Here is a 23,768-nt window from a genome sequence, read left to right as displayed (position 1 = left end):
AGCGTAGGCTACGCCTACGCTCAAAATTACTTACCGCCGTAGAAAAAGGCAATGTCTTTCTCTTTTAGGGGTGCAAAGCCTGCTTCTATGAGTAATTGATCGAGTTCTGGTTGGGGAATATGTTTTGCTCCAATGCGGATGATGCGCGATCGCATAGTATTAGATACACCACTGCGTTGTCTGTTGGCTTCTAATGCCATGACTTTGGTGTAAAGGTCTAACTTTGCAACTGGAATGGGTGTACCATCAAAATCGATACCTTTGGCGATCGCTTCATCAATAGCATCAGCACCCTTAGTAGTAGCATTTACTTGGTTAGTGTCAGCAGTCATGGTAGTTTTTTCTTAAAGTTCTAGGTGTATCTTACCAGTCATGCTGATCTTGGGGATAGGGGATTAAGGATTGGGGACTGGGTATTAGGTAATCATATTGTTTCTGTACAATAATGAAGGAGTCATAACACCCTAGTTATTGATTCGTGTATAGCAAAGTAGATTGAAAAGGTTTTAACAAAATTCCTAGAATTTTTTCAATATCATTAATGTAGTATTCAACAATATCAATATATAGTTGATGATTTTCTAAAATTAAAAAACGCCAGTTAGTTCCAGTAGTAATAACCCCGTATATTTCATTGACTTCTTGTTGTGTATTTTGATTAAAAACTTGCGCTCCCACCATTGTGGCGATACATTGTCCTAAACCACTTTTAATGTCTTCATTTTTGGCTACAACAACTGTAACTACAGGAGCTTTAATATAAAACTGTTCTTCTGAATCACAAAGAATGAAATTACAAATTCCATTTAATCCACGCTTGTGATCGACATCAAAATCTGTTCCAGAGAATAGAGCAATTTGGCAGCTTAATTGTCGTCTAGCTTCTGCTAGAACTTGCATAATTAATAATTCCGAACGGGCTTTTTCTGTATTTATAGCCGTTGCCAATTGAATATATTCGTGTAAAAGTGTTGTTAAAGTGACTGAGGCTTTGACAGGAACTACTTCTTTAAAAAGATTGCGCTTTCCATCAATGATAAGTGTAAATTTTTCTTTCATTGTAGCTAACATGAAATCACTATATGCCATGAGGAATAATTCCTAATTTGTAATACTCTGCGAGCAGGCTAACACCTATGTAATTTTGGCTACATGAATTTAACTAATCATTAATAGATAGCTATCGACTAATAACGATTTTCTCGTATTATCAAACCACCAGTAAAAGCACCTAATATTGTCCCTGTCCAAATGCCGGTTGTACTACCTTTCCATGTTGCGCCGGGTGTTATCCAAACTTGGCATATTTGTTGTAATCCCCAAGACTGATTTTGACACTTTTGGCTATGGAACATCAAAGCGATTTGTCCGCCAACATAACTGCCGAAAAATCCTGATGTTAGTGCTAAAAAGGTACAAATTAAAATTGGATTTTTAGTCATTAGTTATTAGTCATTAGCGTCAATAGTCAACAGTAATGGCTTTTGACTATTGACTGTTTATAAAACTCAGCACTCCCAACTCCCAACTCCCAACTCAGCACTAATAACTTTTCAACCTGTATTTCTCATTCCCGCAGCGATACCGTTAATGGTTAATAGTGCGCCTCTGAGTAACTCGCCTTTGCTGTAACGTGAATGAATTACGCCAGAGGTGGCAATATTTTTTGACTGGCGCAGGCGTTTGAGGAGAGAGACTTGGATAAAACCAAGGGGAACAATTGTTCCGTTACGTAATTGTACAGAACGTTGCAGTACAGGATCACCATCTAACAACCGACTATGATCAGTGATTTGAAGAACTAAATCCCTAGTGAGATAGAATTCACTGGCGATTTGCTCAAACACCTTCTCAAATCGGGGTTTGTCTTCAGGGTTAGATAACTCCTGGACGTAGTGATGCGCCATTTGCATATCTACTTTTGCTAGCGTCATTTCGGCTTTGGAAATGACCATTTTGAAGAACGGCCACTTAACGTAAAAGTAGCGGAGTAATTTCAGGTGTTCTTCTGGTTCTGCACCTAAAAATTCTTGTAAAGCTGTACCTACGCCGTACCAAGAAGGGAGCAAAACGCGGGTTTGTGTCCAGCTAAATACCCAAGGGATGGCGCGGAGACTGCTTAAATCTTTTTTACCAGAGGGACGGCGTGCGGGACGGGAACTAATCTGTAGCTGGCTGATTTCTTCAATGGGGGTGACTTGGTGGAAGAAGTCAATAAAATCTGGCTGTTCGTAGATTAAACCACGATAATGCTGCCGCGATCGCGCCGCCAATTCTTCCATTATTTCATTCCAAGGTTCGATATCATCAAACCCTGTACGTAGTAGGCTGGCTTGAATTACTGCTGTAGTAATGGTTTCGAGGTTGTATAAAGCCAAGTCCAGCAAGGAGTATTTGGAAGCCAATACTTCCCCTTGTTCAGTAATCTTGATGCGTCCATTGATACTATGCCCTGGTTGCGCCAAAATCGCTTCATGGGCTGGGCCGCCTCCCCTTCCTACTGAACCGCCACGCCCGTGGAAAATTCGCAGATGTAAACCGTATGCTTCGGCGATTTTCTGCAAGGATTTTTGGGCTTTGTGAATTTCCCAGTTACTACTTAAGAAGCCAGAATCTTTGTTGCTGTCAGAATACCCCAACATGACTTCTTGTAAGTCGAGGGTGAGTAGGGAGTGCTGAGTGCTAAGTTGTGAGTTGTTTGTTGACTCAGCACTCGTTAATTTTAACTCAGCACTTTCATACCCACCAGCTAATAAGGCGCGATATAAGGGCAGTTCAAACAATTGCCGCATGACGCTGCAAGAGCGTTGTAAGTCTTCGACTGTTTCAAATAATGGTACAACTTGAATTGTGCCGACGGCGATCGCGGGGTCAAATAATCTGGCTTCTTTGGCTAACAGCAAAACTTCCAGTACGTCGCTGACTTGACGACACATACTGATAATGTAAGTTTTGCAGATACTAATCCCAAACTCTTGCTGTAGCGATCGCACTACCCTAAAGGTTTTAATGACATCATTAGTCTTGTCAGAAAATGGTAATTCTGATGAGATTAATGGGCGGCGGGTTTGCAGTTCACTGGTTAACCACTCAACGCGCTGTTCTTCTGAGAGGTCATTGTAAGATTGGGGTAAAAGTTGCAGGTATTCCAGAATCTCGTTTAAAGCATCGGAATGTCTGGAAGATTCTTGGCGGATGTCTAGCTGGGTGAGGTTAAAGTCAAAAATTTCGACTTGACAGATGAGATTATCTAGTTCTCGACAGCTTAAGCCAGTTTCTGTCAAGTTGCGCTGAATCATCCGCAGTTCTGTCAAAAACTCTGCCCCGGAACGGTACATGGGGCTATCTTCGTTGGTAGGAGTTTCGCCCTTGTACAAAGATAAATTGCGATCGCGGGTATTTTCCAGCCGCTTCAGAACATAAGATAGTTTGAGACGATAGGGTTCTTGGCGATATCTTAAAGCCAATGCGTCGTAAACTTCACTTAATTGGGATTGATCTAACTCCAACGATTCCAGCAAATCTGGTAAAACATCGCTCCAGTGCATGGAGATACTCAGTAATTCAATCAATTGTGTGACTGACTTGATATATCTCTCCAGCACCATTTTGCGCTGATAGCAGGCTGTTTGCCAGGTAACTTCCGGGGTGACAGATGGATTTCCATCCCTATCTGAACCTACCCAAGAACCAAAGGAACAAAAATCTGTACTGGGTGGTTCTAACCAAGGAAATGTTTTCCCCAAAGCGTATTTGAAGCGTTTATACAGTTGGGGGATACCATCAAATAAGACTTCTTGGAAGTAGTGCAAGGCATAATCTACCTCATCTAACACCGTCGGTTTAAACTGGTGCAGTTCATCAGTTCGCCACCAGAGGCGAATTTCTTCCATTAATTTTTCGCGGATTTCTCCAGCTTCCCAAGGATAGCCACCGCCGTTACTCTTCCGGTTTTCTACCGCATCCAGTTGTTGTAGTAATTTGACGACTTGCCGTTGTTTATCCCGAATGGTGTGGCGGACAATTTCTGTCGGGTGGGCTGTAAATACCAACCGTACATCCAAATGGGAAATTAGGCGTTGAATCTGTTGGGGTGGAACATTTAACTTGTGTAATAGGGGAAACAGGGCGGCGAATGTACCTTTTTGTCTGTTTTGTTCTCTGGAAGAACCATTTTTAGTTAGCCAGTCCATTCCGCCTGAACCATTGAAAATGACATCATCTTCATTTTGGTTAGAGGAATAGTTAATATTGTGAGAATTTTCTTGATGGGCTAGTTCTTGTTCGGCTTCAGAATAGCGAGTTAATTGCTGCCGTTGTTCGTATTCCTGCTCTATGATGTTAATCAGCTGAAAATACAAAGCAAAACCCCGCGCTGCCCGAATTGCTTCGTTAATATTTAACTGTTCAATCAACTTGACAGCAGAAATGGCTTGGTCTTTTGTCGCTTGTCCTTCTGGTGAACATAAGTCACGCAACTGCCGCAACAGATCCACCATATTTTGCCCACATTCTTGTCGGAGTACGGACTCCCACAATTCTTCCACTATTTGGAGGCGATGACGCAAAAACAATTCTGAGGTGGGGTATAGATTGGTAGATTCAGATAAAGAGTATAAAACAGAACTCATATTTGCTTCTCTCGTAAAGCCGATTGCTGTTTAACGGTGTGCCGCTACGCGGAAGTCAAAAGTCAAAAGTCAAAAGTCAAAAATCTTATCTAGAGAGCTTTTTGCTGGTTTTGAGTCATGATTTTGTTGACATCCGATTGAGCAGTTTTTGGTAAGTATATTTTTTAACTGTGATTATCTAATTCTGTTGCATCGGGGAAGGGAAGAATAGGCAGGCGATCGCCCCGAAATAATTCTTCACTGGCTTGCCCTATAGATTCTAGGGCTTTTATTGACATTTTCCCGGTGGTAAGCAGCATTAGTATAGACGCTGAACCTATTTGTAAGAGGAGAGATTGGGGAATGCTAAACAGAACCAAATCCAATCCTGATTCATTTGTGGACTGTTGGGTAATAGGAGGCATTGCTTTGTTCTTAGTGATTGGCCAACGAGTAAAATAAAACGCAAAACACAAAATCTGTATGACTTGCAACCTTATAAGACTATTCTGTCTCACTTGGCAAGCTCAGATGGTAACAAAAGTGTTAACAAAAAACTCCAAAATGTGATAGACCTATGGTTCTAGTTTACAAGTCCAGGCAATACCCCCTGTTAACAATTCAAAATTCAAAATTCAAAATTTAAAATCCAAGACATTTTGCCTACGACACTCTACGCGAAGAGTCGCTGATTTAAACCCCGACCATAGCTTGCTTCCCATCGGGTAAATGATACTACGTGTAGACCTGTCACCTGTCACCTGTCCCCTATCACCTGTCCCCTGTGTTCCTTCAGAGTTAACTTCCCATGAAAACATTAGTATTAGATAGCCAGCAATCCTTATTGCAGTGGGTAAGCCAAGCAACAGGGATTAACACTTTAGGGGTGAAAGTCCGATTACGGGGAAATGACCTTCATATTTTGTGTGAAGGTTCAGAGTGTCCTCAACGCTGGCGGACTCTATCTGATTTGCTTCATGCACTCCAGCAAACAGATTTAGATGTCTTAACCAGCCACGAACAACCATCAATATACCAAGTATTCGTCTACGGGCGAAAGAAGGGGGAATATCGTCCCCAGTGGTGTCACAAAGTTTACTTAAATCAACTAGAACGTCATCTAGAACAGGTAGAAAAAGCCCTGTTAGAAGATGCGGCTAAAGCCCCTGGGGGCGCGTTAATTATTTCTAATGAAAGTTTGGCACGGCGGGGAGATCCCAACGCCATAGCCCGCTATCTCAGCGAAACTCTGAGTGCTATGGGTGTGGCGGTACAGGTAAAAGTTAAGCAGATCGAAGCTAGCGATGATAGTCAAGCTGTATCTAATCGTCTGTGGATATTTTGCCAGTCAAGCTATAATCCCGATCCTTCAATACTAGCCGAACCAGTAGCCCATCAATTGCGGCAATTAAAGCTAACTGGCTACAAAGATGCAGTGATTGTTTCCCAAATTAGTGGTGAAACAAAGCATGATTGGCGGTTGCGAATTGATTTAACACCGCCGGAAGTAATGCTCAAAGAATGGGCGCGGTGGGGTGATGTGCAGGCGATCGCTCGGCTGTTAACAGCAGTATTATCAGAATTAAAAGTTACTGTCCAGGTTTCTCTACAAGAATCTACCTTACATATCTTTTGTTTACCGCTTGCTAACTCCTCTACACCAGAGAAAGCAGTATGTATAGAAAAAATATCACAGCAATTAGATGCGATCGCGCCTCAAGGTATCCTCGCCGCCACGGTTTACGGACAGAAAACCAATGAAGATAAGCAACCCGACTGGATTGATTGGCTGACTTTACCAGCTAAAGAATATCCGGCTTTGGCTACCCCAGCTTTAGAATTAGCAGTTGAAGGTGATGAACCTGCAATTATTTTCTTGCTAGAAAGGTTACTTAATCCAAATTTGGATCGCAAGTTAAAAACAGGTGGTTTGCGGGTGCTGCTGCTGCGGAAAGATGATTTGTTTCACATCATGTGTGATGCACCTATTTGTCCCAGCCGTAAACAAGTAGCCCCCAGAGTTACCCAGTTCATTCGCCAATTAAAAATTCCTGGGATTGCTGGAGTGCGTGTTTATGGTAGACGCGCCGGTAATAAAGAACCTTTTTGGCATCATGGTGTAGATTTAGCCCAGCGTCAACGATTAGTTCCAGAGGCTACCCCAGAATTTGCTGCTACTGCTGATTATGTCAGTGAATTAATTACCCAAGACGACGACGAACCCATTTTGCGTCCTGACTTAACGACAGAAGAAGTTCAGAGTTTCGTCACCGAAGTCGCGCGGGATTGGGTAGAAACTGCAACTACCAAAGTCAAACAATGGCTTTTGAATACTCAGTTATTTACAGAAAGCGATCAGTCAGCTAGCCAAATTCCTGATGCTCAAGGTGTGAAAGTTGCCTTAGTCTGGGGTACTTTAGGTTTATTGCTCACCCTGCAAACTGATTGGGTCTTGGGTTACATCGTGACTCGCACCATACCAAGTTCACCAGAAGTTCAAAATATTTCATCATCATCCTCTGAGCCAAAATCATCTGCAAGTGCCAGAGACAATCAAAACGAAAGGACAGCATTTTTTACTACTAATTCTCAGCCACAAAATACAGCCTTTAATGGGTCTGGGTTTACTCAAAAAGACGATCAACCCAGAGATTTAAGAGCCGCACCTTTAAAAGATAAAGCCAACGCCACAGCTATTTTATTGGCAGCGCGGTCTTCCATGCCCAGCTTTAATATTAGGCAATTAGATGAGCAATTAGCCTTATACAGACAACGCATTGCCAAAAACGGCAAACCTGCCGATGTCTTAATTATTGGTTCTTCTCGTGCGTTGCGGGGAATTGATCCAGTTGCGTTGTCAAAAGCCTTAACCCGTCAAGGTTATCCCAATGTTGACGTATTTAATTTTGGCATTAACGGTGCAACCTCACAAGTTGTAGACTTTGTGATTCGCCAGGTGTTACAGCCATCGGAACTACCAAAATTAATTTTGTGGGCTGATGGTTCTCGTGCTTTTAATAGTGGTCGTGATGACTTAACATTTAAAGCGATCGCCACTTCTCCAGGTTATGAATATGTGCTAAAACAGGCACAAATATCTGGTGACAGCGATGAAGTCTCAAAAAATCAAGCTAATTCCTCTAAAGATACTAAAACAACACCCCAACAGGAGATAAACAACTATCAAGTTATTAATAAGTGGTTAAATCAGGTTCTTGGTGGTGTTTCCACTAGCTATCAACACCGCGACCAAATTCAAACTTTATTCCACAAACAACTGGAATCTCTGCCAATATTTAGTGAATCTGCAAAACCTTCATCACCCACTCAATTAAACACCGATAATGCTGAAGATGAAAGTACTTTGACACAAGCAGTTGACTTTGATGGTTTCCTACCCTTGTCTGTAAGGTTTAATCCTAATAGATACTATCAAAAACATCCTAAAGTTGCCGGAAAATACGATAATGATTATAAAGACTTCCAACTAGGAGCAGAACAAGATGCAGCTTTCCAAGATGTTTTGCAATTTACACAATCTCGAAATATTCCTTTAGTCTTTATTAATCTCCCTCTCACCTCCGAATATTTAGATCAATTTCGCCGCCAACATGAACAAGAATTTCAAATATATATGTTGCAATTAGCGACTAATCCCAACTTTATTTATAGAGATTTAAGTCAAGTTTGGCCAAAGGCCAATGAATACTTTTCCGATCCCAGCCACCTTAATCGGTTTGGTGGTTACGAAGTCTCGAAAAAACTAGCCATTGATCCGATGATTCCTTGGCCAGTGAAGTAGACAGGTGACAGGTGACAGGGAAGAGAAACTAATGAATAATAACTAAAATATGAACTTTATATCTATTCTTTATGGACTGTTTTTGCTGAGTGTATTGGTTATTTATTGGTCTTTGGAAATTCCAAAATTGCGCCTATGGACTTTATTGATTGCAAGCCTTTTTTTCTACGCATCTTTAAATGTCCAATATTTACCCCTCCTATTAGCACTAACCTTTATTAACTTTCAGTTAGGGCGAGAAATTGGGAAAAATACGTCACCGGGACAACATAGTCTAGATTGGCAGATTTCTAATGAAGAATGGCAATTTGCCCACATGGATTGGAATCGCCGCAGACTAAAGTTATTATGGCTGGGAATAGGTTTAAATGTCTCAATATTATTAGGATTTAAATATATAACTTGGTTGGTAAAATTAATTTTTGATGCGCCAATTAGTGCATCAGATACACCTTTTAAAATCATCGCACCTTTGGGAATATCGTTTTTTACCTTTGAGTGCATTGCTTATTTAGTAGATGTGTATCGTGGTGCGCCTGCTAGTAATCAATTTCTCAAATTTGCAACATACAAATTGTTTTTTGCTAAATTAATTTCTGGGCCAATTACCCGCTATCATAACTTAGCAAATCAATTTAGCTCTCTGGAATTCCCTGGTACTGATAAAGTAGCACAAGCTCTATGGTTGATTGCTAGAGGTGCTGTAAAAAAGGGTATCTTAGCAGACAATCTAGGCATTTTTGTTGATTTATGTTTTGGTAATCTGCAACGGGCTGGTAGTAATGATTTATGGCTAGCTACCATAGCCTATGGGTTGCAATTGTATTTAGATTTCAGTGGGTATGTAGATATTGCCCGTGGTAGTGCTTTGCTCTTTGGGTTGACACTCCCAGAAAACTTTGATTTTCCCTATTTCAGCACCAGTATTGCGGAATTTTGGCGACGTTGGCACATAACTCTGGGTGACTGGCTGCGTAATTATGTTTATTTTCCCTTGGGTGGTTCTCGTCAAGGTTTAACTCGCACCTGTGGGAACTTATTTATTGTCATGCTAATTGCTGGGATTTGGCACGGTTCATTATGGGGCTTTATCATTTGGGGTATTTATCACGGTTTAGCCTTAGTAGTGCATCGACTGACAGATGAAATGAGCGATCGCTATGAAAAACTAGAACAATTCTGGCAAAATCCTCTAGGCGTACTCATAGCTTGGCTTTTAACCCAACTGATGGTCTTCACCTCTTGGATTTGGTTTCGTCTACCTAACCCCCAACAATCGACTTGGGTATTTCAGCACCTGTGGGGTCATACTGCTGATGCCCAATTTTATCAAAAGGTTTATATCGAAGCCCTCAACACCAGCCCCTACCAAATTGCCCGGATGATGGGCTTGTTAGCCGCTTTCATGAGCATAAATTATGCCTTCAAAGGTAAACTCAAACTCGATCTGAGTTGGCCGCTCAAACTAGTATTTGTACCACTTTGCTTCTATGCTGTTTGGTTGCTCGCCCCTGAAGGCAGTCTTCCTTACATCTACTTCGATTTCTAATTCCCTTACATATCTTTTCCGTGCCTCCGTGTCTCGGTGGTTAAAAAATCCCCTTCAAACACAGAGACACAAAGAATACCTTAACCAGCCTCTTATATAAGTAAAATTAATTATTTATTAACTAATACATAAGAAATTCAATCAATAAAATAACGTAAATAGATGTAAAGTTTATGAGCAGGCGAAATTTTACACGCCTCATTAAATAAAAACCAAAGCAATCATAAAAAAATGACCACAACCTTACAACAGCGTCAAAGCGCGAATGTATGGGAACGGTTCTGCGAGTGGATCACCAGCACCGAAAACCGGATTTATATCGGTTGGTTCGGCGTATTGATGATCCCCACCTTGCTAGCCGCAACCACCTGCTTCATCATTGCCTTCATCGCAGCACCTCCAGTAGATATCGATGGTATCCGTGAACCAGTAGCAGGTTCATTGATTTACGGAAACAACATCATCTCTGGTGCAGTTGTACCTTCCTCCAACGCGATTGGTTTGCACTTCTACCCAATCTGGGAAGCAGCTTCCTTAGATGAGTGGTTGTACAACGGTGGTCCTTACCAATTGGTAATCTTCCACTTCTTGACTGGTGTATTCTGCTACCTAGGACGGGAATGGGAATTATCCTACCGCTTAGGAATGCGTCCTTGGATTTGCCTAGCATTCTCTGCACCAGTAGCAGCAGCAACCGCAGTCTTCTTGGTATACCCCATCGGACAAGGTTCATTCTCTGATGGTATGCCCTTAGGTATCTCCGGCACATTCAACTTCATGATCGTGTTCCAAGCAGAACACAACATCTTGATGCACCCCTTCCATATGTTAGGTGTGGCGGGTGTATTCGGCGGTTCATTGTTCTCCGCAATGCACGGTTCATTGGTAACTTCCTCCTTGGTGCGTGAAACCACCGAAACCGAATCACAAAACTACGGTTACAAATTCGGACAAGAAGAAGAAACCTACAACATTGTTGCAGCACACGGTTACTTCGGTCGCTTGATTTTCCAATACGCATCATTCAACAACAGCCGTTCCTTGCACTTCTTCTTGGCTGCATGGCCAGTAGTAGGCATCTGGTTCACCGCCTTGGGTATCAGCACAATGGCGTTCAACTTGAACGGTTTCAACTTCAACCAATCGATCATTGATTCCCAAGGTCGCGTCATTGCAACCTGGGCTGATGTAATCAACCGCGCTAACCTGGGTATGGAAGTAATGCACGAGCGTAACGCTCACAACTTCCCCTTAGACTTGGCTGCTGGTGAAGTTGCTCCTGTTGCTATCAGCGCACCTGCTATCAACGGTTAATCTTCAAGCTTAGTTGAATAAAAAACGCCTCCTGGAAACAGGGGGCGTTTTTTCATGCAATGAAAAAACGCCCAGCGCAGTGCAATTGACGTTGTCCCGGAAAGAGAAGAGTACAAGAAAGATGTCATCATAGTTAAGGTGAGAACATACGGGAGATAAGACTACGGTTTACGCACGTCCTTTAGCACGGTTAATTGAACAGTTGCAACGCCTTCCAGGAGTTGGCCCCAAATCTGCCCAGCGACTGGCTTTGCATATTTTAAAACGTCCAGAATCTGAAGTAGAGGCTTTGGCGCAAGCTCTGATCGATGCCAAAAAACAAGTAGGTTTATGTTCTGTCTGCTTCCATTTATCATCTGAAGCTGTTTGTGAAATCTGTCGTAATCCCAACCGCGATAATCAGACTATCTGTGTAGTAGCAGATTCGCGTGATGTGATTGCACTGGAAAAAACCCGTGAATACAAAGGTAAGTATCACGTTTTAGGAGGAGTGATTTCTCCCATAGATGGTATTGGCCCAGAACAGTTGACTGTCCAAGCTTTGGTAAGGCGTGTAAGTCAGCAAAAACCCCAAGAAGTAATTATGGCGATTAGTCCTAGTGTAGAAGGGGAAACTACGACTCTGTATCTAGGCCAGCTACTTAAGCCATTTACTAAAGTGACGCGGATTGCCTTTGGTTTGCCTGTAGGTGGCGATTTGGAATATGCTGACGAATTGACGCTAGCAAGAGCTTTAGAAGGACGGAGGGAGTTAGATTAAAACCAAAACTATTTTCTCTATTCTCTAGCTAGTAGTTAACAATAGCTGGTCATCGGGCGAATTGAATTATGCGTTACCCAAAATGCTTAGTAGACGCATACAGAACCCCGTTTCTTGGAGAAACTGGGGTTCTAGATTTGTGCAATATGTGAAATCTTGAAAAACAAAATATATTTTATTTTTAACGACTGTAAAGTTGTTGCTGTGATTTTTCTCGGTAATGGGTAGTCTCAATAACAAAGCGAAGACTTCATTTATTATTTATTCGCTATTCGAGTACCCTGATGATTGAAATTCTAGCCGCACTTTCTGCTTCTGCCGCAGCAGGAATAAGAATAGGCATACCTTTATTAATTATTATGCTGTTACAGGGTAGTGATTTTTGGTTACAAGTGCCAATTTTCTCTCATGTTTCCCCTGGGGTTTTATTAACCTGTCTAATTAGTTGTTCATTTTTTGAATTATTTGTTTCCAAAAAACTTTGGGGACAACGAATTTTACAAATAATACATTTATTGTTATCTCCCCTGGTGGGGGCAATTATGGGGTTAGCAGTAGCTTCAGCGACAGCAACGCCACACTGGTTAATAGCTGTGATTGGGGGTTCATTGGCTTTAGTATTGCAACTGGTACAGGTGGGTTGGTTCTATCGCTTACGTGGGTTGCCGTTGTGGGCAGTGTTTCTACAGGACGTTTTATGTATAGCTTTAGTGCTGTTTGCGTTTGATGCTCCGTGGCAAGGAGGATTAATTGCTTTAATCCTCCTGTGGTTTGCCGTGCGCAGTGCTAAAGAGTGGTATGACTGGTATCACAAAAGCCGTTAAAATACTTGAATTTGGGCGAAACCATAAGGTATTTCTCGTCGATAACCTGTATGTCCTCCAGCAAGCTCATATAGATAGAAGTTGCGATTGGGGGTATCCATTGCCAAATTCCTGAAAGCGATTTGTAGAGTGCTACCAGGAGTTATTGGTTGAGCAAAATTAATCCTGATTCTGTCGCCTTCTGTAGAAATGTTGGCATCGATGTTTTGACCAGATTGATCTGTGATACTAATGTTGTCGTTGTTAATGCTAACAAGTTCTGAAGGACGAACTACTACATAGGATAAAGGCTGCTCTCCGGTATACACACTAATGTAATGAGTATCACGAAAACCGCTCGTCCTACTAATTCGCGGTGCGGTGCGGTCATAGGACATTGGTTGTCCGGGTTGGTATTGTTGTCCGGGTTGGTATTGCTGTCCGGGTTGGTATTGCTGTCCGGGTTGGATTGTTTGTCCGGGTTGGATTGTTTGTCCGGGTTGGTATTGCTGTCTGGGTTGTATTTGTTGGGTCTGAGCGATCGCTGGTAAACTAGTTGTGGCGATCGCTAAACTTACGGTAGAAAACCAAATCAATTTTTTCATTGCTCACCGCCAATAAACAGAAAATTAACGCTTTACTGACGATATTCCTGCAATTGGTATCTGATTACATCTGCCTGCAATGGGAAGCCCAGAAATATTAAAATCCTACATATAAAAACAAAAACCTCCCAAGAGAGGGAAGTTAAGAGTGAAAAAAATACTTTACCTGTATAAGTTTTTACTGCAACAGTCCGATCATATGTAGTAAACCCTGACCTGTAACCAACTCAATAATCAAGGCAATAAAGCCTAGCATCGCAATCCGACCATTCCACACTTCTGCACTGGTGGTCATACCCCATTCCCAGCTCTCTGGAGGATACATTTTCACCCGCTTCTTCATCTGAGTGACTTGGGAAAGCTTAAGACTGGGTTTTTGCAGTGCATCAATTACCAAGTCTGCCAAAGCTCTAATAAAGACTGGATGGGTATTAGGTGCGGGTACGCGACGGAAGTTGTGGATTCCTGCTTCTTCCGCAACTTCCCGATACTCAATATCAATTTCTTGTAGTGTCTCAATATGTTCCGAGACGAAACTGATGGGTACGACAACTAAGTCTTTAACGCCCTTTGCACCTAGTTCTTTAAGAGCATCTTCCGTATAGGGTTGCAGCCACTCTACCGGGCCGACACGGCTTTGGTAAGCTAGGGTGTGAGGATTGGGACGATTGAGGGTCTGCATAATGAGGGCTGTACATTCCTCAATTTCTTGCTGATAGGGGTCGCCTGCTTCTTCGACATAGCTTTTGGGAACACCATGTGCGCTAAAGAAGATGTGAACTTCATCAGGATTAGCAAACTGGCCAATTTCTTGGCTAATCAGTTCCGCCATTGATTGCAAGTAGCCTGGTTGTTTATGCCAAGACGGAATGACGGTGTATTCAATCCGTTGGAGTTTGGGGTCTTCTTGCCAAAGTCTATCTAGAAGCCGGAAGCTAGAACCACTGGTACTGATAGAAAATTGGGGATAGAGGGGTAGAATCACCAAGTTATCAAGATTGTCTTGGGTGAGAAGTGCGATCGCTTCTTCTGTGTAAGGATGCCAATAACGCATTCCTACATATATTTTGGCTTCCTGTCCCAAATCACCTAACTGTTCTTGTAGAGCTTCTCCCTGGGCTTCTGTAATCCGCCGTAAGGGCGAGCCACCACCAATTTGCTTATAGTTCTCTTGCGATATGCTCGTGCGTCTTGAAGCGATGTACCAAGCCAGGGGTTTTTGTAACCAACGGAATGGTAAGCGTATGATTTCTGGATCAGAAAAGAGGTTATATAAGAACGGCCCGACATCCTCTAATTTATCAGGTCCACCGAGATTGAGTAATAATACGCCTACACGACCCATAGCAGTTAATTTCCCCCGACTTTTTCAGATTTTTTACTAATGTTAACAATATATCTTTATTAAATATAAAGCTTAATAGTGAGTAAAGATGCAATGGCAACAATTTTAAGAGATTTAAGTTATCGCTATCAATGGCTATATGATGGAATATCGCGTTTAGCAGCCCTCAGCGTGGGTGGTGAAGCTCGTTTTCGGCAATTGGCTCTGCAAGGGTTAACAATTCAATCAGATACTCATGTTTTAGATTTATGTTGTGGTAGTGGTCAAGCGACGCAATTTTTAGTTAAATGTTCACAAAATGTAACAGGACTAGATGCTTCACCGTTATCTTTACAAAGAGCTAGGCAGAATGTACCTGAAGCAGCTTATGTAGAAGCTTTTGCGGAAAAAATACCTTTTACAGAGGCTCAATTTGATGTAGTCCATACCAGCGCGGCTCTACATGAAATGCAGCCTGCACAATTGCGGGAAATTATTCAAGAAGTTTATCGAGTGTTGAAGCCAGGAGGAGTATTTACTATTGTTGATTTTCATCCACCGACTAATCCCATCTTCTGGCCAGGTTTAACGTTATTTTTTTGGTTGTTTGAGACAGAAACAGCCTGGAAATTATTAAAAACTGATTTAACTGGGTTGTTAATTGAAATGGGATTTAGTGTAAGTCAACCAACTTTGTATGCGGGTGGTAGTTTGCAAGTAATTCATGCAAAAAAATAATTAATTGGGCATGGGGAATTGGGAATTGGTATTTCACGCCGTGTGCAACTTTCTCTCAAACCTAACCCCCAACCCCTTCCCTACATTCGCGCAGCGTGTCGTTCGCGTTAGCGTTGCGTAGCAAAGACAGGGAAGGGGAGAAAGATTTAAAGCCTCTCTCCTTGTAGGGGAGAGGTACCCTGCGGGTTCGCGGTAGCGTCTGTTCTGTCTACGACACGCTACGCGTTCGCGCAGCGTCCCGCAGGGAACGTAAGAGAAGCAAGCTATGGAGAGGGGTTTCAAAAATAAGTTGCACATCGCGTTATTTCAATACTAAAAACATTATCCCCTGTCACCTTTCTCCTATTCCCTAGGCAATATGACGGAAACAGTTGTTCCAACGCCTACTTCACTATTAACTAAAATTTCTCCTTGGTGAGCATCAACACATTTTTTGACAATTGATAGACCCAAACCAGTACCAGCAATTCCGCCAACATTCTCTCCTCGATGGAAAGGCTGAAACAAATGCTTTTGGTCTTGTGGGGAAATGCCAATACCCCAGTCTTGAATTTTAAAAATTACCGCGTGTTCTTGACCAAATAATTCAAAATTAACTATACCACCGGGTAGTGAATACTTAATAGCATTACCAAGCAAATTACCCAAAATGTGGTGCAGTAAGCTTTCATCTAATAATACTGGTTCTAATTTTTGATGACAGTTAAAAATCACTGTGAGATGCTTATCTTTAATAGATAACTGCGCTTCTTCTACTATTTGACGACAGAACGCTTCTAAATCCATAGCAATCAGGTCACACTGGAGTTTACCAGAATCGGCTTTACCTATTAATGACACTTCATCTAATAGCTGTGCCATATTTTTGATTGCTGAACGAATCATTTGTAAGTGAGAGTGTTTTTTTTCTTGGCTTAATTTTTCTTCATGATTTTGTAACAATCCAGCAGCTAAAAGAATAGTATTTAAGGGATTCCGAATGTCATGGGAAAGCATAGAGACAAACTCGGCTTTAAACTGGTTAATTTCTTGAGCTTTTACCAGTTCAGCCGTGCGTTCCTCAACACGATTTTCTAGAGATTTATTGAGGATTCGTAAGGTCTCCAAGGCTTGCTTGCGCTCAATTGCGTAACATAAAGCCCGCACCAAAACATGAACATTTACCTGTCGCTTGACTAGATAATCTTGCGCTCCTTGTCGCACAGCTTCAATTGCTAAATCTTCGTCATTAGTATTAGTTAGAACAACAATTGGTACACTAGGGTCTTGCTTTATCAACAAAGACAGAGATGATAGACCTTGACTGTCAGGCAGAGTAAGGTCTAGTAAAATCACATCATAACTAGTATGACTAAGTTCGCTGAGTGCTTCCCGCAATCGCTTCACATGAACCAGAAGAAATTGTTTGGATTCAGCTTGGTGCAAATATTCTTGTAATAACCTCGCTTCTGCTATGTTGTCCTCAATTAAGAGAATTTTTACTGAATGTCCAACTATCATCTTCTGGGTTCACCTCCTGGGAATGAGTTGTGAGTAATGAGTGCTGAGTGCTGAGTAATGAGTTTTGAGTTTTGAGTTTTGAGTTTTGAGTTTTGAGTAATGAGTGCTGAGTGGTGGGTGGGGATTGAGAACAGTTAGGGAAATCTACCTTGTTTCCCCCCCACTTCCCTAATCCGGTGGTAGCGTAACTGTAGATAGCCAAAACTCCTCAATTCCTTTGACAATTTGGAACAGTTGACTAAGGTTGCGAGATTTGGTGATGTAGCAGTTTACGTGCAGTTCATAGCTGTGAAAAATATCATCTTCGTTTCTCGAAGTTGTCAGCACTACTACCGGAATGCGTTTGAGTAAGGGGTCAGCTTTAATTTCTGCCAATACTTCTCGACCGTCTTTTCTAGGTAGGTTCAAATCTAACAGGATGAGGTCTGGACGTAGCGCATCAGTATATTCACCTTCTCGGCGAAGATAGGCCATGGCGTCCATACCATCCCGGACTGTAACCACTTGGTGTGGAATTGAGCTATTTTTGAACGCTTCTTGGATGAGACGAATATCGGCTTTGTTATCCTCAACTAAAAATATTGTTTTGAGTTTTTCTTCCGTTTCTACGCTCACGCTCTCGGCCTCCAACTGGAATTGTAAAGTAGAAGGTCGCACCCTCACCAAGTTGTGACTCTACCCAAATGCGTCCCCGATGACATTCGATAATTTTCTTACAGATGGCTAGACCCATACCTGTACCTTGATACTCGTCTCGTGTATGCAGGCGTTGGAAGATCACAAAAATGCGATCGCTAAATTGTGGATCAATCCCAATTCCGTTATCCTTGACTGAGAATAACCACTCATCGTCTAATCTTTCTGCACCGATGTGGATTTGGGGTGGTTTGTCGCTGCGGAATTTGATGGCGTTAGCAATCAGGTTTTGGAATAGCTGCATGAGTTGGGTGCTACCAGCCATGACTGTGGGTAAGGGGTCATGGGTGACAGTAGCCTTGGCTTCGACAATGCGTTGGCGTAAATTGCCTAATGCTCGTTCTAGTGGGGTTTCTACATCCGTAAGTTGAAAAGCGATCGCTTGGGTGTCTACCTTCGAGTATGCTAGGACATCATCAATTAATGTTTGCATGAGGCTGACTCCCTCAACTGCGAAGTTGATAAACTCTTTCGCATCTGCATCTAGCTTTTCTTCATAGCGCATTTCCAATAATTGGACGTAATTCGCTACTTGATTAAGCGGTTCTTGCAAGTCATGGGAAGCAACGTAGGCAAACTTTTTCAGTTCGGCGTTGGAACGTTCTAAATCTTGCGCTAACTGTGCTAGTTCATCGGCTTGGCGCAGGACAATATTGACAATTGCCTTTTTCAATTCTAGCGCGGCTTTAATTTCTACATATCGCCAAGGTAATGAGGTGAGGCGGACTGTCTCTTTCCAAAGTTCAAAGGATTTTCGGGGACAGAGGCGCACATTCCCCTCAGACTGGCTGACTTCAAAAGCATTGTGAGGATCACCACCCCAATTTACAGTTTGAATCACTTCCGGTCTAAACCACAATACATAATTACGATGGGAAATGGGGATGGCTAACAACCCACTAGCCACGTTTTTAAATCTTTCTGCATCTGGATAAACTTGTGGTAGTGAATCGGTGGAGAAAATTTCTGACTCGACGTTATTTTTCAGCCACTGCACCAAAAAAACTAAGTCTTCTTCTTTAGGAGTCTCACCAATTAAAGTAAATTGGTCACCACAACACACAGCTGCACCTTTGGCACTAGTTAAATCTAAAAGATTAGGCTGATGTTTAACTAAACCATCAATAAAGTTGTCTTCTTGGGACATATATTCAACCAACAATGATTGAATATGGGTGAGATTCATTCGATAATCGTAATCTTCAGTTTCTTCTCTGGCTGAAAGTTCTGCAAATATCACTCGTCCTAGAAATTCGCAGGCTTTGCGTAATTCGTAAGAAACATATTTAGGTGACTGATGGTGACAAGCAATTAATCCCCAAAGTTTTTGGTCTTTAATCAAAGAAATAGTTAAGGAAGCACCTACACCCATATTGTGTAAGTAATCCAAATGACAGGAAGCGGCACTTCTGAGGATAGAATTAGTTAAATCAGGCGGGCGATCGCTTACCGGATTTTTCACTGGTAACATCTGTACAGCTTCAGCCTGAGAATCTGGGATCAGCCGAATAGAATTAGAAATAAATAATTTTCTCGCAGGTTTAGGAATATCTGATTCTGGATAGTGCAGTCCTAAATATGGCTCTAAGGTGGCGATTTTTTCCTCAGCGACAACAGAACCATGTCCATCATCATCGAATTTATATAACATCACCCGATCGAAACCTGTCACTTTGCGGACTTCTTGCACAATTATCTGACAGAAATCTCGCAGATTCGCCGTTCTTTCTAACTCATTAATAGAAGCTTTAGCTAGATGATAAAAGCTTAAAAAAGGAATATTTTCTTGAGAAATAGCAGGTTCTAACTCTAAAATCAAAAATCCTTCAGAATTGCGATGGAAGACTGCATCAAAAACTACGTAATCATCGCCTTTCTTCCGCATCCAAAGCTTTGTCGGATTAATAAATTCGATATTACCTTCTAATAATCCAGCTTTGATTCGCTCAACTTGAAATGAATCGAGTAAGTCTTCTAGTTTTTTCTGTAAAACAGATTCAGCATTAATACCTAAAATATCCCAGGTATTGTTGCTAACTTGCAATATTTTCAGGTCAGGTTCTTCTAAGACGAGCAACACTCCATGAGGTTGAACTTGGCTAGAAAGATGAATTGGAGCTTCTTTTAACCTTGTGACATTAATGTCTGCTATTTCTAAGCTGATGGTCATAACTAAACTATCCTCTTTGATTGTCTGAGGTCATCAAAATTATAGTCAATGGCAAATTTTGACTATTCTGATATTTCTAGAGTTAAAGAATCAGCAATTGTCAGATAGATTGCATGAGAAATATCAAAATATAAAATTCTCTACTGTTAACATCTATTTTTGGTTAATTTGCCCTTTAGTCCTGCTATTGTTACTTTAAGTAACGTTTTCAGGCTACTAAATATTTAACTCCTCAGTAAGTTGGCGGCAGTTCATTTCTAGACTGCCTGCGTTTTACAGTCTAACAGGCACTAATGATATGCAGAGATAAGAAATATGAAAACTTAAGTGATTGATTAAGCAGATTATGTTTAGCTATGTAAACTATTTGTAGCTGTGATTAACCGCGTCTCAACAAGTGTCTTTTGGGCTTATATCCAAGAATTAAACCACATCCGCAATCTATAACCTTCAGGTGAGAGGGGTAAACCTAAATAAATCGGCATCCAGAAGACAAAAGCGGCGATAATGAGGAAAGAAATAGAGATGCCTATAGCTCGGAGTGATCGATGATAACTGTGTAGACATTGATCGACAAACCAGGCGATCGCTAAAAATGCAAATACGACAGATGTCATGTAATGATAGATAAAAACACACCTTGTTACCTTTACCCAAGGTAGTAAGTTGACAGCATAATTTACGACTAAAAATAACGCTATCCAACTGTCAGTAGAAATATTTTCAGGTAAAGATAAGCGTCTTTGTTTGATGACAGGAATCACAATAGGCGTTAATAGCATCCCCAGTAGAAATAATATAGATGCGAAAGCAAACCACCACAAAAAAGGATTGCCAATCGCATGAACATCATAGATAACTTTTCCTGTACCTCTAGGTAAGGGAGGCCCCAATACAGGTAAAGGATCAGTTATACTTTGCGTTGTCTGATAATAATAAGCCATTGGTCGAGTCAGCAAAGGCCATTTGTACCAAGCAGCACAGTAGGGATGGACTGTAGGAGAATTACCACCCAGTTTTTCGTGAAATTCTAAAATTTCCTTGTGTACTGCTATAAATCCATATTTAGGATTGATTTGCAGGTGAGGAATCCAGAGGATACTATAGACAGCTACGGGAACAATACCTAAAGACAAGATAAATTGCCAAAAGTTAATTTGTGTAAGCTTTTGTAGTGGTAAAAGATGGGAAAGATTAATTGACTGCTGGTTAAAGGAATTATTTATATTAAACGTAAATAAATTTTTTATAATATCTTTGGTTTGATTTCTATGCGTAAGTAATTGGTATATCCAACTGAAGCTCCAAATAACATAGATACCAAATAAAGAAAATAGCCCGTTCCATTTTGTAGCACAGGAAGCACCAAAAGCTATACCTGCTAACACTAAATATAATTGACGTTTTTGTTGCTTGGCTAATGCCAATAAAAACAACAAATGTCCTGATAATGCAAACAAAACTATATAAATATTAATTAAAGCATAGCGAGATTCGACAATTAATATACCATCTAAAGCGGTGAATAGACCTGCTAGTAAAGAAAAGCTGCGACGGTAACTTAATTGATAAGCAATATTAGCGATAATAATAGGAATAAATGAGCCAGATAGAGCATTCATCCAGCGATAACTCCAAGGCGATCGCAAAGAACCTGTCAGTCCATTTACTGGTTCTTGCCAAAAAGGAACATGACTACCAAGCCACATTCCCAAGGCAATCATATACTTACCTAAAGGTGGATGACCATCAAAAAATGGTGTATGGGTAAGATAGTTATGACCGAACTTAGCATAATAAACTTCATCAAATACCAACGTATTAAATCTATCTAATCCCCAAAAACGTAGAGTCAGAGACAGCAGAAATATCCCCATCAACCCAATTCGATACCAATTCTTAGTCATTACTCATTAGTTATTAGTCACTTTTGAGTTGCTCTATTAACGTTTGTAGTAAGGACTTTAGTCCTTAATCATACTTGCTATACGCAATGAGCTACCCACTACGAACTATAACTTATAGTGACCATGTTGGTTTTCTTATGTTTTGGTGTGTGCAGTTAATGATCGCTACTGAATATCAGCGTTGAGCATAACGGATTGCACTGGTAGTTATACCCTTTTACTTGAATATTGATACATTTAGGCAAGCACTAAACCCGAACGACTGGAAGTCGCGGCTATATAAACCAAGTCCGCCTGCGCGGATTAATGGAAAATCAATCCCTAATAGGGATTAAGTGAAATTGCAATTCTCATCACCCTAAATGGTGGAGTCGCAAACAATGTTTCAATCCCTAATAGGGATTAAGTGAAATTGCAATCATTAAATATGCAATATCTGGTTATCCCTTAGATAGTTTCAATCCCTAATAGGGATTAAGTGAAATTGCAATGCCAGTAATATTGGTGCAACACTACTGGCAAAGTTTCAATCCCTAATAGGGATTAAGTGAAATTGCAATTTTAATTCCATGTTCATCGGTGAAAAATATCTTTGTTTCAATCCCTAATAGGGATTAAGTGAAATTGCAATAATAATGTGATCGAGTTAGCGTTGGGCTTTAATTTGTTTCAATCCCTAATAGGGATTAAGTGAAATTGCAATGTGTATTAAGGTGTGGTGTTAGGGGTTACTGGTTAGTTTCAATCCCTAATAGGGATTAAGTGAAATTGCAATGGTAAGACTACACAAGCCAAATTATTGGCGCGTTTCAATCCCTAATAGGGATTAAGTGAAATTGCAATTGGCTTCTAAAGGTATTCAATCAGAAGAAGTTCGGCGTTTCAATCCCTAATAGGGATTAAGTGAAATTGCAATAATTAAAAGCAGCAGTATTAAATCAAATTCAAGCGTTTCAATCCCTAATAGGGATTAAGTGAAATTGCAATTGGAGTCGGGCATACCGTGAATACAAAAAGGAGTTGGGTTTCAATCCCTAATAGGGATTAAGTGAAATTGCAATTCAAAACTACAATCTGAGTACCACAGGCTAGAAACTGAGGTTTCAATCCCTAATAGGGATTAAGTGAAATTGCAATGTCGATGCCGTAAGTCCTATCTATATACTCATCGTTTCAATCCCTAATAGGGATTAAGTGAAATTGCAATGTGGGAACAGTGCGAACGAGCGATCGCACTGTGGTTTCAATCCCTAATAGGGATTAAGTGAAATTGCAATCTTCATCTAAGCCTGTAGTTTCCGTATCTAAAATGTTTCAATCCCTAATAGGGATTAAGTGAAATTGCAATGCTTGTAGCATCAACTTTAGTAAACTCCACAACCCGTTTCAATCCCTAATAGGGATTAAGTGAAATTGCAATTGCGCTGTTTAATTACAGTCTCACGCCTTGCTTGTTTCAATCCCTAATAGGGATTAAGTGAAATTGCAATCCTATAGGCTTCACGGGTATGAAGTTTTTTGATGTTTCAATCCCTAATAGGGATTAAGTGAAATTGCAATTGAAGGCGGCCATAATCCGCACCATCCAAAAAGCCGGTTTCAATCCCTAATAGGGATTAAGTGAAATTGCAATTGGAATGGCAAAAAAGTATTGTGATAAATACTGAAAGTTTCAATCCCTAATAGGGATTAAGTGAAATTGCAATATCCATCCATCGTTAAAGTTGCTTGCTGGGAAAGCGTTTCAATCCCTAATAGGGATTAAGTGAAATTGCAATTCATACAAAGGCGGTTTCCATGCTGTATCGCCTTCTGTTTCAATCCCTAATAGGGATTAAGTGAAATTGCAATTAATAATCCTTCGGCAAGTGGCAAACTTGTAACGTACGAAGTTTCAATCCCTAATAGGGATTAAGTGAAATTGCAATGAGTTGAATAACTCAGTATACAAGTAGAGTATATGTTTCAATCCCTAATAGGGATTAAGTGA

Annotated in this window: 17 protein-coding genes and 1 CRISPR repeat array (1 of these 18 only partly in view); of the genes, 6 read left to right on the top strand and 11 right to left on the bottom strand. The window is 40.9% G+C overall.

All coding sequences use genetic code 11. The annotated features are described in order from the left end of the window. Positions 1–26: 26 nt before the first annotated feature. The 5 genes from ACM0OR_RS07045 to ACM0OR_RS07025 form a co-directional block, all read right to left on the bottom strand. Positions 27–332: a DUF4090 family protein gene (locus ACM0OR_RS07045; RefSeq protein WP_414575610.1), complete on the bottom strand. Its 306-nt coding sequence runs from the start codon at positions 330–332 to the stop codon at positions 27–29. A gap of 136 nt (positions 333–468) precedes the next feature. Then, positions 469–1,089 (bottom strand): hypothetical protein, encoded by a 621-nt coding sequence (locus tag ACM0OR_RS07040; protein ID WP_414575609.1) that lies wholly within the window; start codon positions 1,087–1,089, stop codon positions 469–471. 98 nt (positions 1,090–1,187) lie between these two features. Further along, the gene (locus ACM0OR_RS07035) at positions 1,188–1,442 is read right to left on the bottom strand and encodes a hypothetical protein (RefSeq protein WP_190706969.1); all 255 of its coding nucleotides are present in this window, start codon (positions 1,440–1,442) and stop codon (positions 1,188–1,190) included. Positions 1,443–1,553: 111 nt separating this feature from the next. Further along, positions 1,554–4,631: a phosphoenolpyruvate carboxylase gene (ppc, locus tag ACM0OR_RS07030; RefSeq protein WP_414575608.1), complete on the bottom strand. Its 3,078-nt coding sequence runs from the start codon at positions 4,629–4,631 to the stop codon at positions 1,554–1,556. Between the two features lie 164 nt (positions 4,632–4,795). Continuing rightward, on the bottom strand, positions 4,796–5,035 hold the full coding sequence (locus ACM0OR_RS07025; RefSeq protein ID WP_414575607.1) for a hypothetical protein: 240 nt from the start codon (positions 5,033–5,035) through the stop codon (positions 4,796–4,798). Positions 5,036–5,418: 383 nt separating this feature from the next. Here ACM0OR_RS07025 and ACM0OR_RS07020 point away from each other — a divergent pair, with 383 nt between their 5' ends. The 5 genes from ACM0OR_RS07020 to ACM0OR_RS07000 all read left to right on the top strand — a co-directional run bounded on the left by ACM0OR_RS07020 (position 5,419) and on the right by ACM0OR_RS07000 (position 12,859). Then, positions 5,419–8,412 (top strand): DUF1574 family protein, encoded by a 2,994-nt coding sequence (locus ACM0OR_RS07020; protein WP_414575606.1) that lies wholly within the window; start codon positions 5,419–5,421, stop codon positions 8,410–8,412. A gap of 49 nt (positions 8,413–8,461) precedes the next feature. Continuing rightward, positions 8,462–9,961, top strand: a complete 1,500-nt coding sequence (locus ACM0OR_RS07015; RefSeq protein WP_414575605.1) for an MBOAT family O-acyltransferase — start codon at positions 8,462–8,464, stop codon at positions 9,959–9,961. Between the two features lie 231 nt (positions 9,962–10,192). Further along, complete coding sequence (gene psbA / locus ACM0OR_RS07010) at positions 10,193–11,275, top strand: photosystem II q(b) protein (RefSeq protein WP_414575407.1); 1,083 nt, start codon at positions 10,193–10,195, stop codon at positions 11,273–11,275. 202 nt (positions 11,276–11,477) lie between these two features. Next, on the top strand, positions 11,478–12,035 hold the full coding sequence (recR, locus tag ACM0OR_RS07005) for a recombination mediator RecR (RefSeq protein WP_414575604.1): 558 nt from the start codon (positions 11,478–11,480) through the stop codon (positions 12,033–12,035). Between the two features lie 284 nt (positions 12,036–12,319). Further along, positions 12,320–12,859: a DUF4126 domain-containing protein gene (locus tag ACM0OR_RS07000; protein ID WP_414575603.1), complete on the top strand. Its 540-nt coding sequence runs from the start codon at positions 12,320–12,322 to the stop codon at positions 12,857–12,859. Here the strand turns inward: ACM0OR_RS07000 and ACM0OR_RS06995 are convergent. Next, a complete protein-coding gene (locus ACM0OR_RS06995; protein ID WP_414575602.1) occupies positions 12,856–13,443 on the bottom strand; it encodes a DUF2808 domain-containing protein in 588 nt (195 codons plus the stop codon). The genes ACM0OR_RS07000 and ACM0OR_RS06995 overlap by 4 nt on opposite strands. A 178-nt stretch (positions 13,444–13,621) precedes the next feature. Beyond that, the gene (gene hemH / locus ACM0OR_RS06990; protein WP_414575601.1) at positions 13,622–14,788 is read right to left on the bottom strand and encodes a ferrochelatase; all 1,167 of its coding nucleotides are present in this window, start codon (positions 14,786–14,788) and stop codon (positions 13,622–13,624) included. A gap of 93 nt (positions 14,789–14,881) precedes the next feature. Between hemH and ACM0OR_RS06985 the strand changes: the two genes are divergently transcribed. Next, positions 14,882–15,505 carry a class I SAM-dependent methyltransferase gene (locus tag ACM0OR_RS06985; RefSeq protein WP_414575600.1) on the top strand — a complete coding sequence of 208 codons (624 nt, stop codon included), beginning with the start codon at positions 14,882–14,884 and terminating at the stop codon, positions 15,503–15,505. Between the two features lie 342 nt (positions 15,506–15,847). On the opposite strand, the gene ACM0OR_RS06980 is transcribed toward ACM0OR_RS06985, so the two are convergent. The 4 genes from ACM0OR_RS06980 to ACM0OR_RS06965 form a co-directional block, all read right to left on the bottom strand. Then, positions 15,848–17,002 (bottom strand): ATP-binding protein, encoded by a 1,155-nt coding sequence (locus ACM0OR_RS06980; RefSeq protein ID WP_414575619.1) that lies wholly within the window; start codon positions 17,000–17,002, stop codon positions 15,848–15,850. Between the two features lie 171 nt (positions 17,003–17,173). Continuing rightward, positions 17,174–17,620 (bottom strand): response regulator, encoded by a 447-nt coding sequence (locus ACM0OR_RS06975; RefSeq protein ID WP_414575599.1) that lies wholly within the window; start codon positions 17,618–17,620, stop codon positions 17,174–17,176. Next, positions 17,574–19,871, bottom strand: a complete 2,298-nt coding sequence (locus tag ACM0OR_RS06970) for an ATP-binding protein (RefSeq protein ID WP_414575597.1) — start codon at positions 19,869–19,871, stop codon at positions 17,574–17,576. Before ACM0OR_RS06970 ends, ACM0OR_RS06975 begins: the two co-directional genes overlap by 47 nt. A 410-nt stretch (positions 19,872–20,281) precedes the next feature. Next, positions 20,282–21,778: a dolichyl-phosphate-mannose--protein mannosyltransferase gene (locus ACM0OR_RS06965; protein ID WP_414575596.1), complete on the bottom strand. Its 1,497-nt coding sequence runs from the start codon at positions 21,776–21,778 to the stop codon at positions 20,282–20,284. Between the two features lie 311 nt (positions 21,779–22,089). Then, positions 22,090–23,768: direct repeats of the CRISPR family, unit length 37 nt; unit sequence GTTTCAATCCCTAATAGGGATTAAGTGAAATTGCAAT; it runs 958 nt beyond the window's last position.

The organism is Anabaena sp. CCY 9402-a (genome assembly GCF_963920945.1).
Lineage (GTDB): Bacteria > Cyanobacteriota > Cyanobacteriia > Cyanobacteriales > Nostocaceae > Trichormus > Trichormus minutissimus.
This window is presented reverse-complemented; position numbering and strand designations above follow the sequence as displayed.

Excerpts from the sequence above, each read along its gene's own strand:
- ACM0OR_RS06985 (WP_414575600.1), top strand. The coding sequence starts at position 14,882 with ATGGCAACAATTTTAAGAGATTTAAGTTATCGCTATCAATGGCTATAT.
- hemH (WP_414575601.1), bottom strand. The coding sequence starts at position 14,788 with ATGGGTCGTGTAGGCGTATTATTACTCAATCTCGGTGGACCTGATAAA.
- ACM0OR_RS07025 (WP_414575607.1), bottom strand. The coding sequence starts at position 5,035 with ATGCCTCCTATTACCCAACAGTCCACAAATGAATCAGGATTGGATTTG.
- ACM0OR_RS06995 (WP_414575602.1), bottom strand. The coding sequence starts at position 13,443 with ATGAAAAAATTGATTTGGTTTTCTACCGTAAGTTTAGCGATCGCCACA.
- ACM0OR_RS07015 (WP_414575605.1), top strand. The coding sequence starts at position 8,462 with ATGAACTTTATATCTATTCTTTATGGACTGTTTTTGCTGAGTGTATTG.
- ACM0OR_RS07020 (WP_414575606.1), top strand. The coding sequence starts at position 5,419 with ATGAAAACATTAGTATTAGATAGCCAGCAATCCTTATTGCAGTGGGTA.
- ACM0OR_RS07045 (WP_414575610.1), bottom strand. The coding sequence starts at position 332 with ATGACTGCTGACACTAACCAAGTAAATGCTACTACTAAGGGTGCTGAT.
- ACM0OR_RS06965 (WP_414575596.1), bottom strand. The coding sequence starts at position 21,778 with ATGACTAAGAATTGGTATCGAATTGGGTTGATGGGGATATTTCTGCTG.
- ACM0OR_RS07040 (WP_414575609.1), bottom strand. The coding sequence starts at position 1,089 with ATGGCATATAGTGATTTCATGTTAGCTACAATGAAAGAAAAATTTACA.
- ACM0OR_RS06970 (WP_414575597.1), bottom strand. The coding sequence starts at position 19,871 with ATGACCATCAGCTTAGAAATAGCAGACATTAATGTCACAAGGTTAAAA.
- ppc (WP_414575608.1), bottom strand. The coding sequence starts at position 4,631 with ATGAGTTCTGTTTTATACTCTTTATCTGAATCTACCAATCTATACCCC.
- psbA (WP_414575407.1), top strand. The coding sequence starts at position 10,193 with ATGACCACAACCTTACAACAGCGTCAAAGCGCGAATGTATGGGAACGG.
- ACM0OR_RS07035 (WP_190706969.1), bottom strand. The coding sequence starts at position 1,442 with ATGACTAAAAATCCAATTTTAATTTGTACCTTTTTAGCACTAACATCA.
- ACM0OR_RS07000 (WP_414575603.1), top strand. The coding sequence starts at position 12,320 with ATGATTGAAATTCTAGCCGCACTTTCTGCTTCTGCCGCAGCAGGAATA.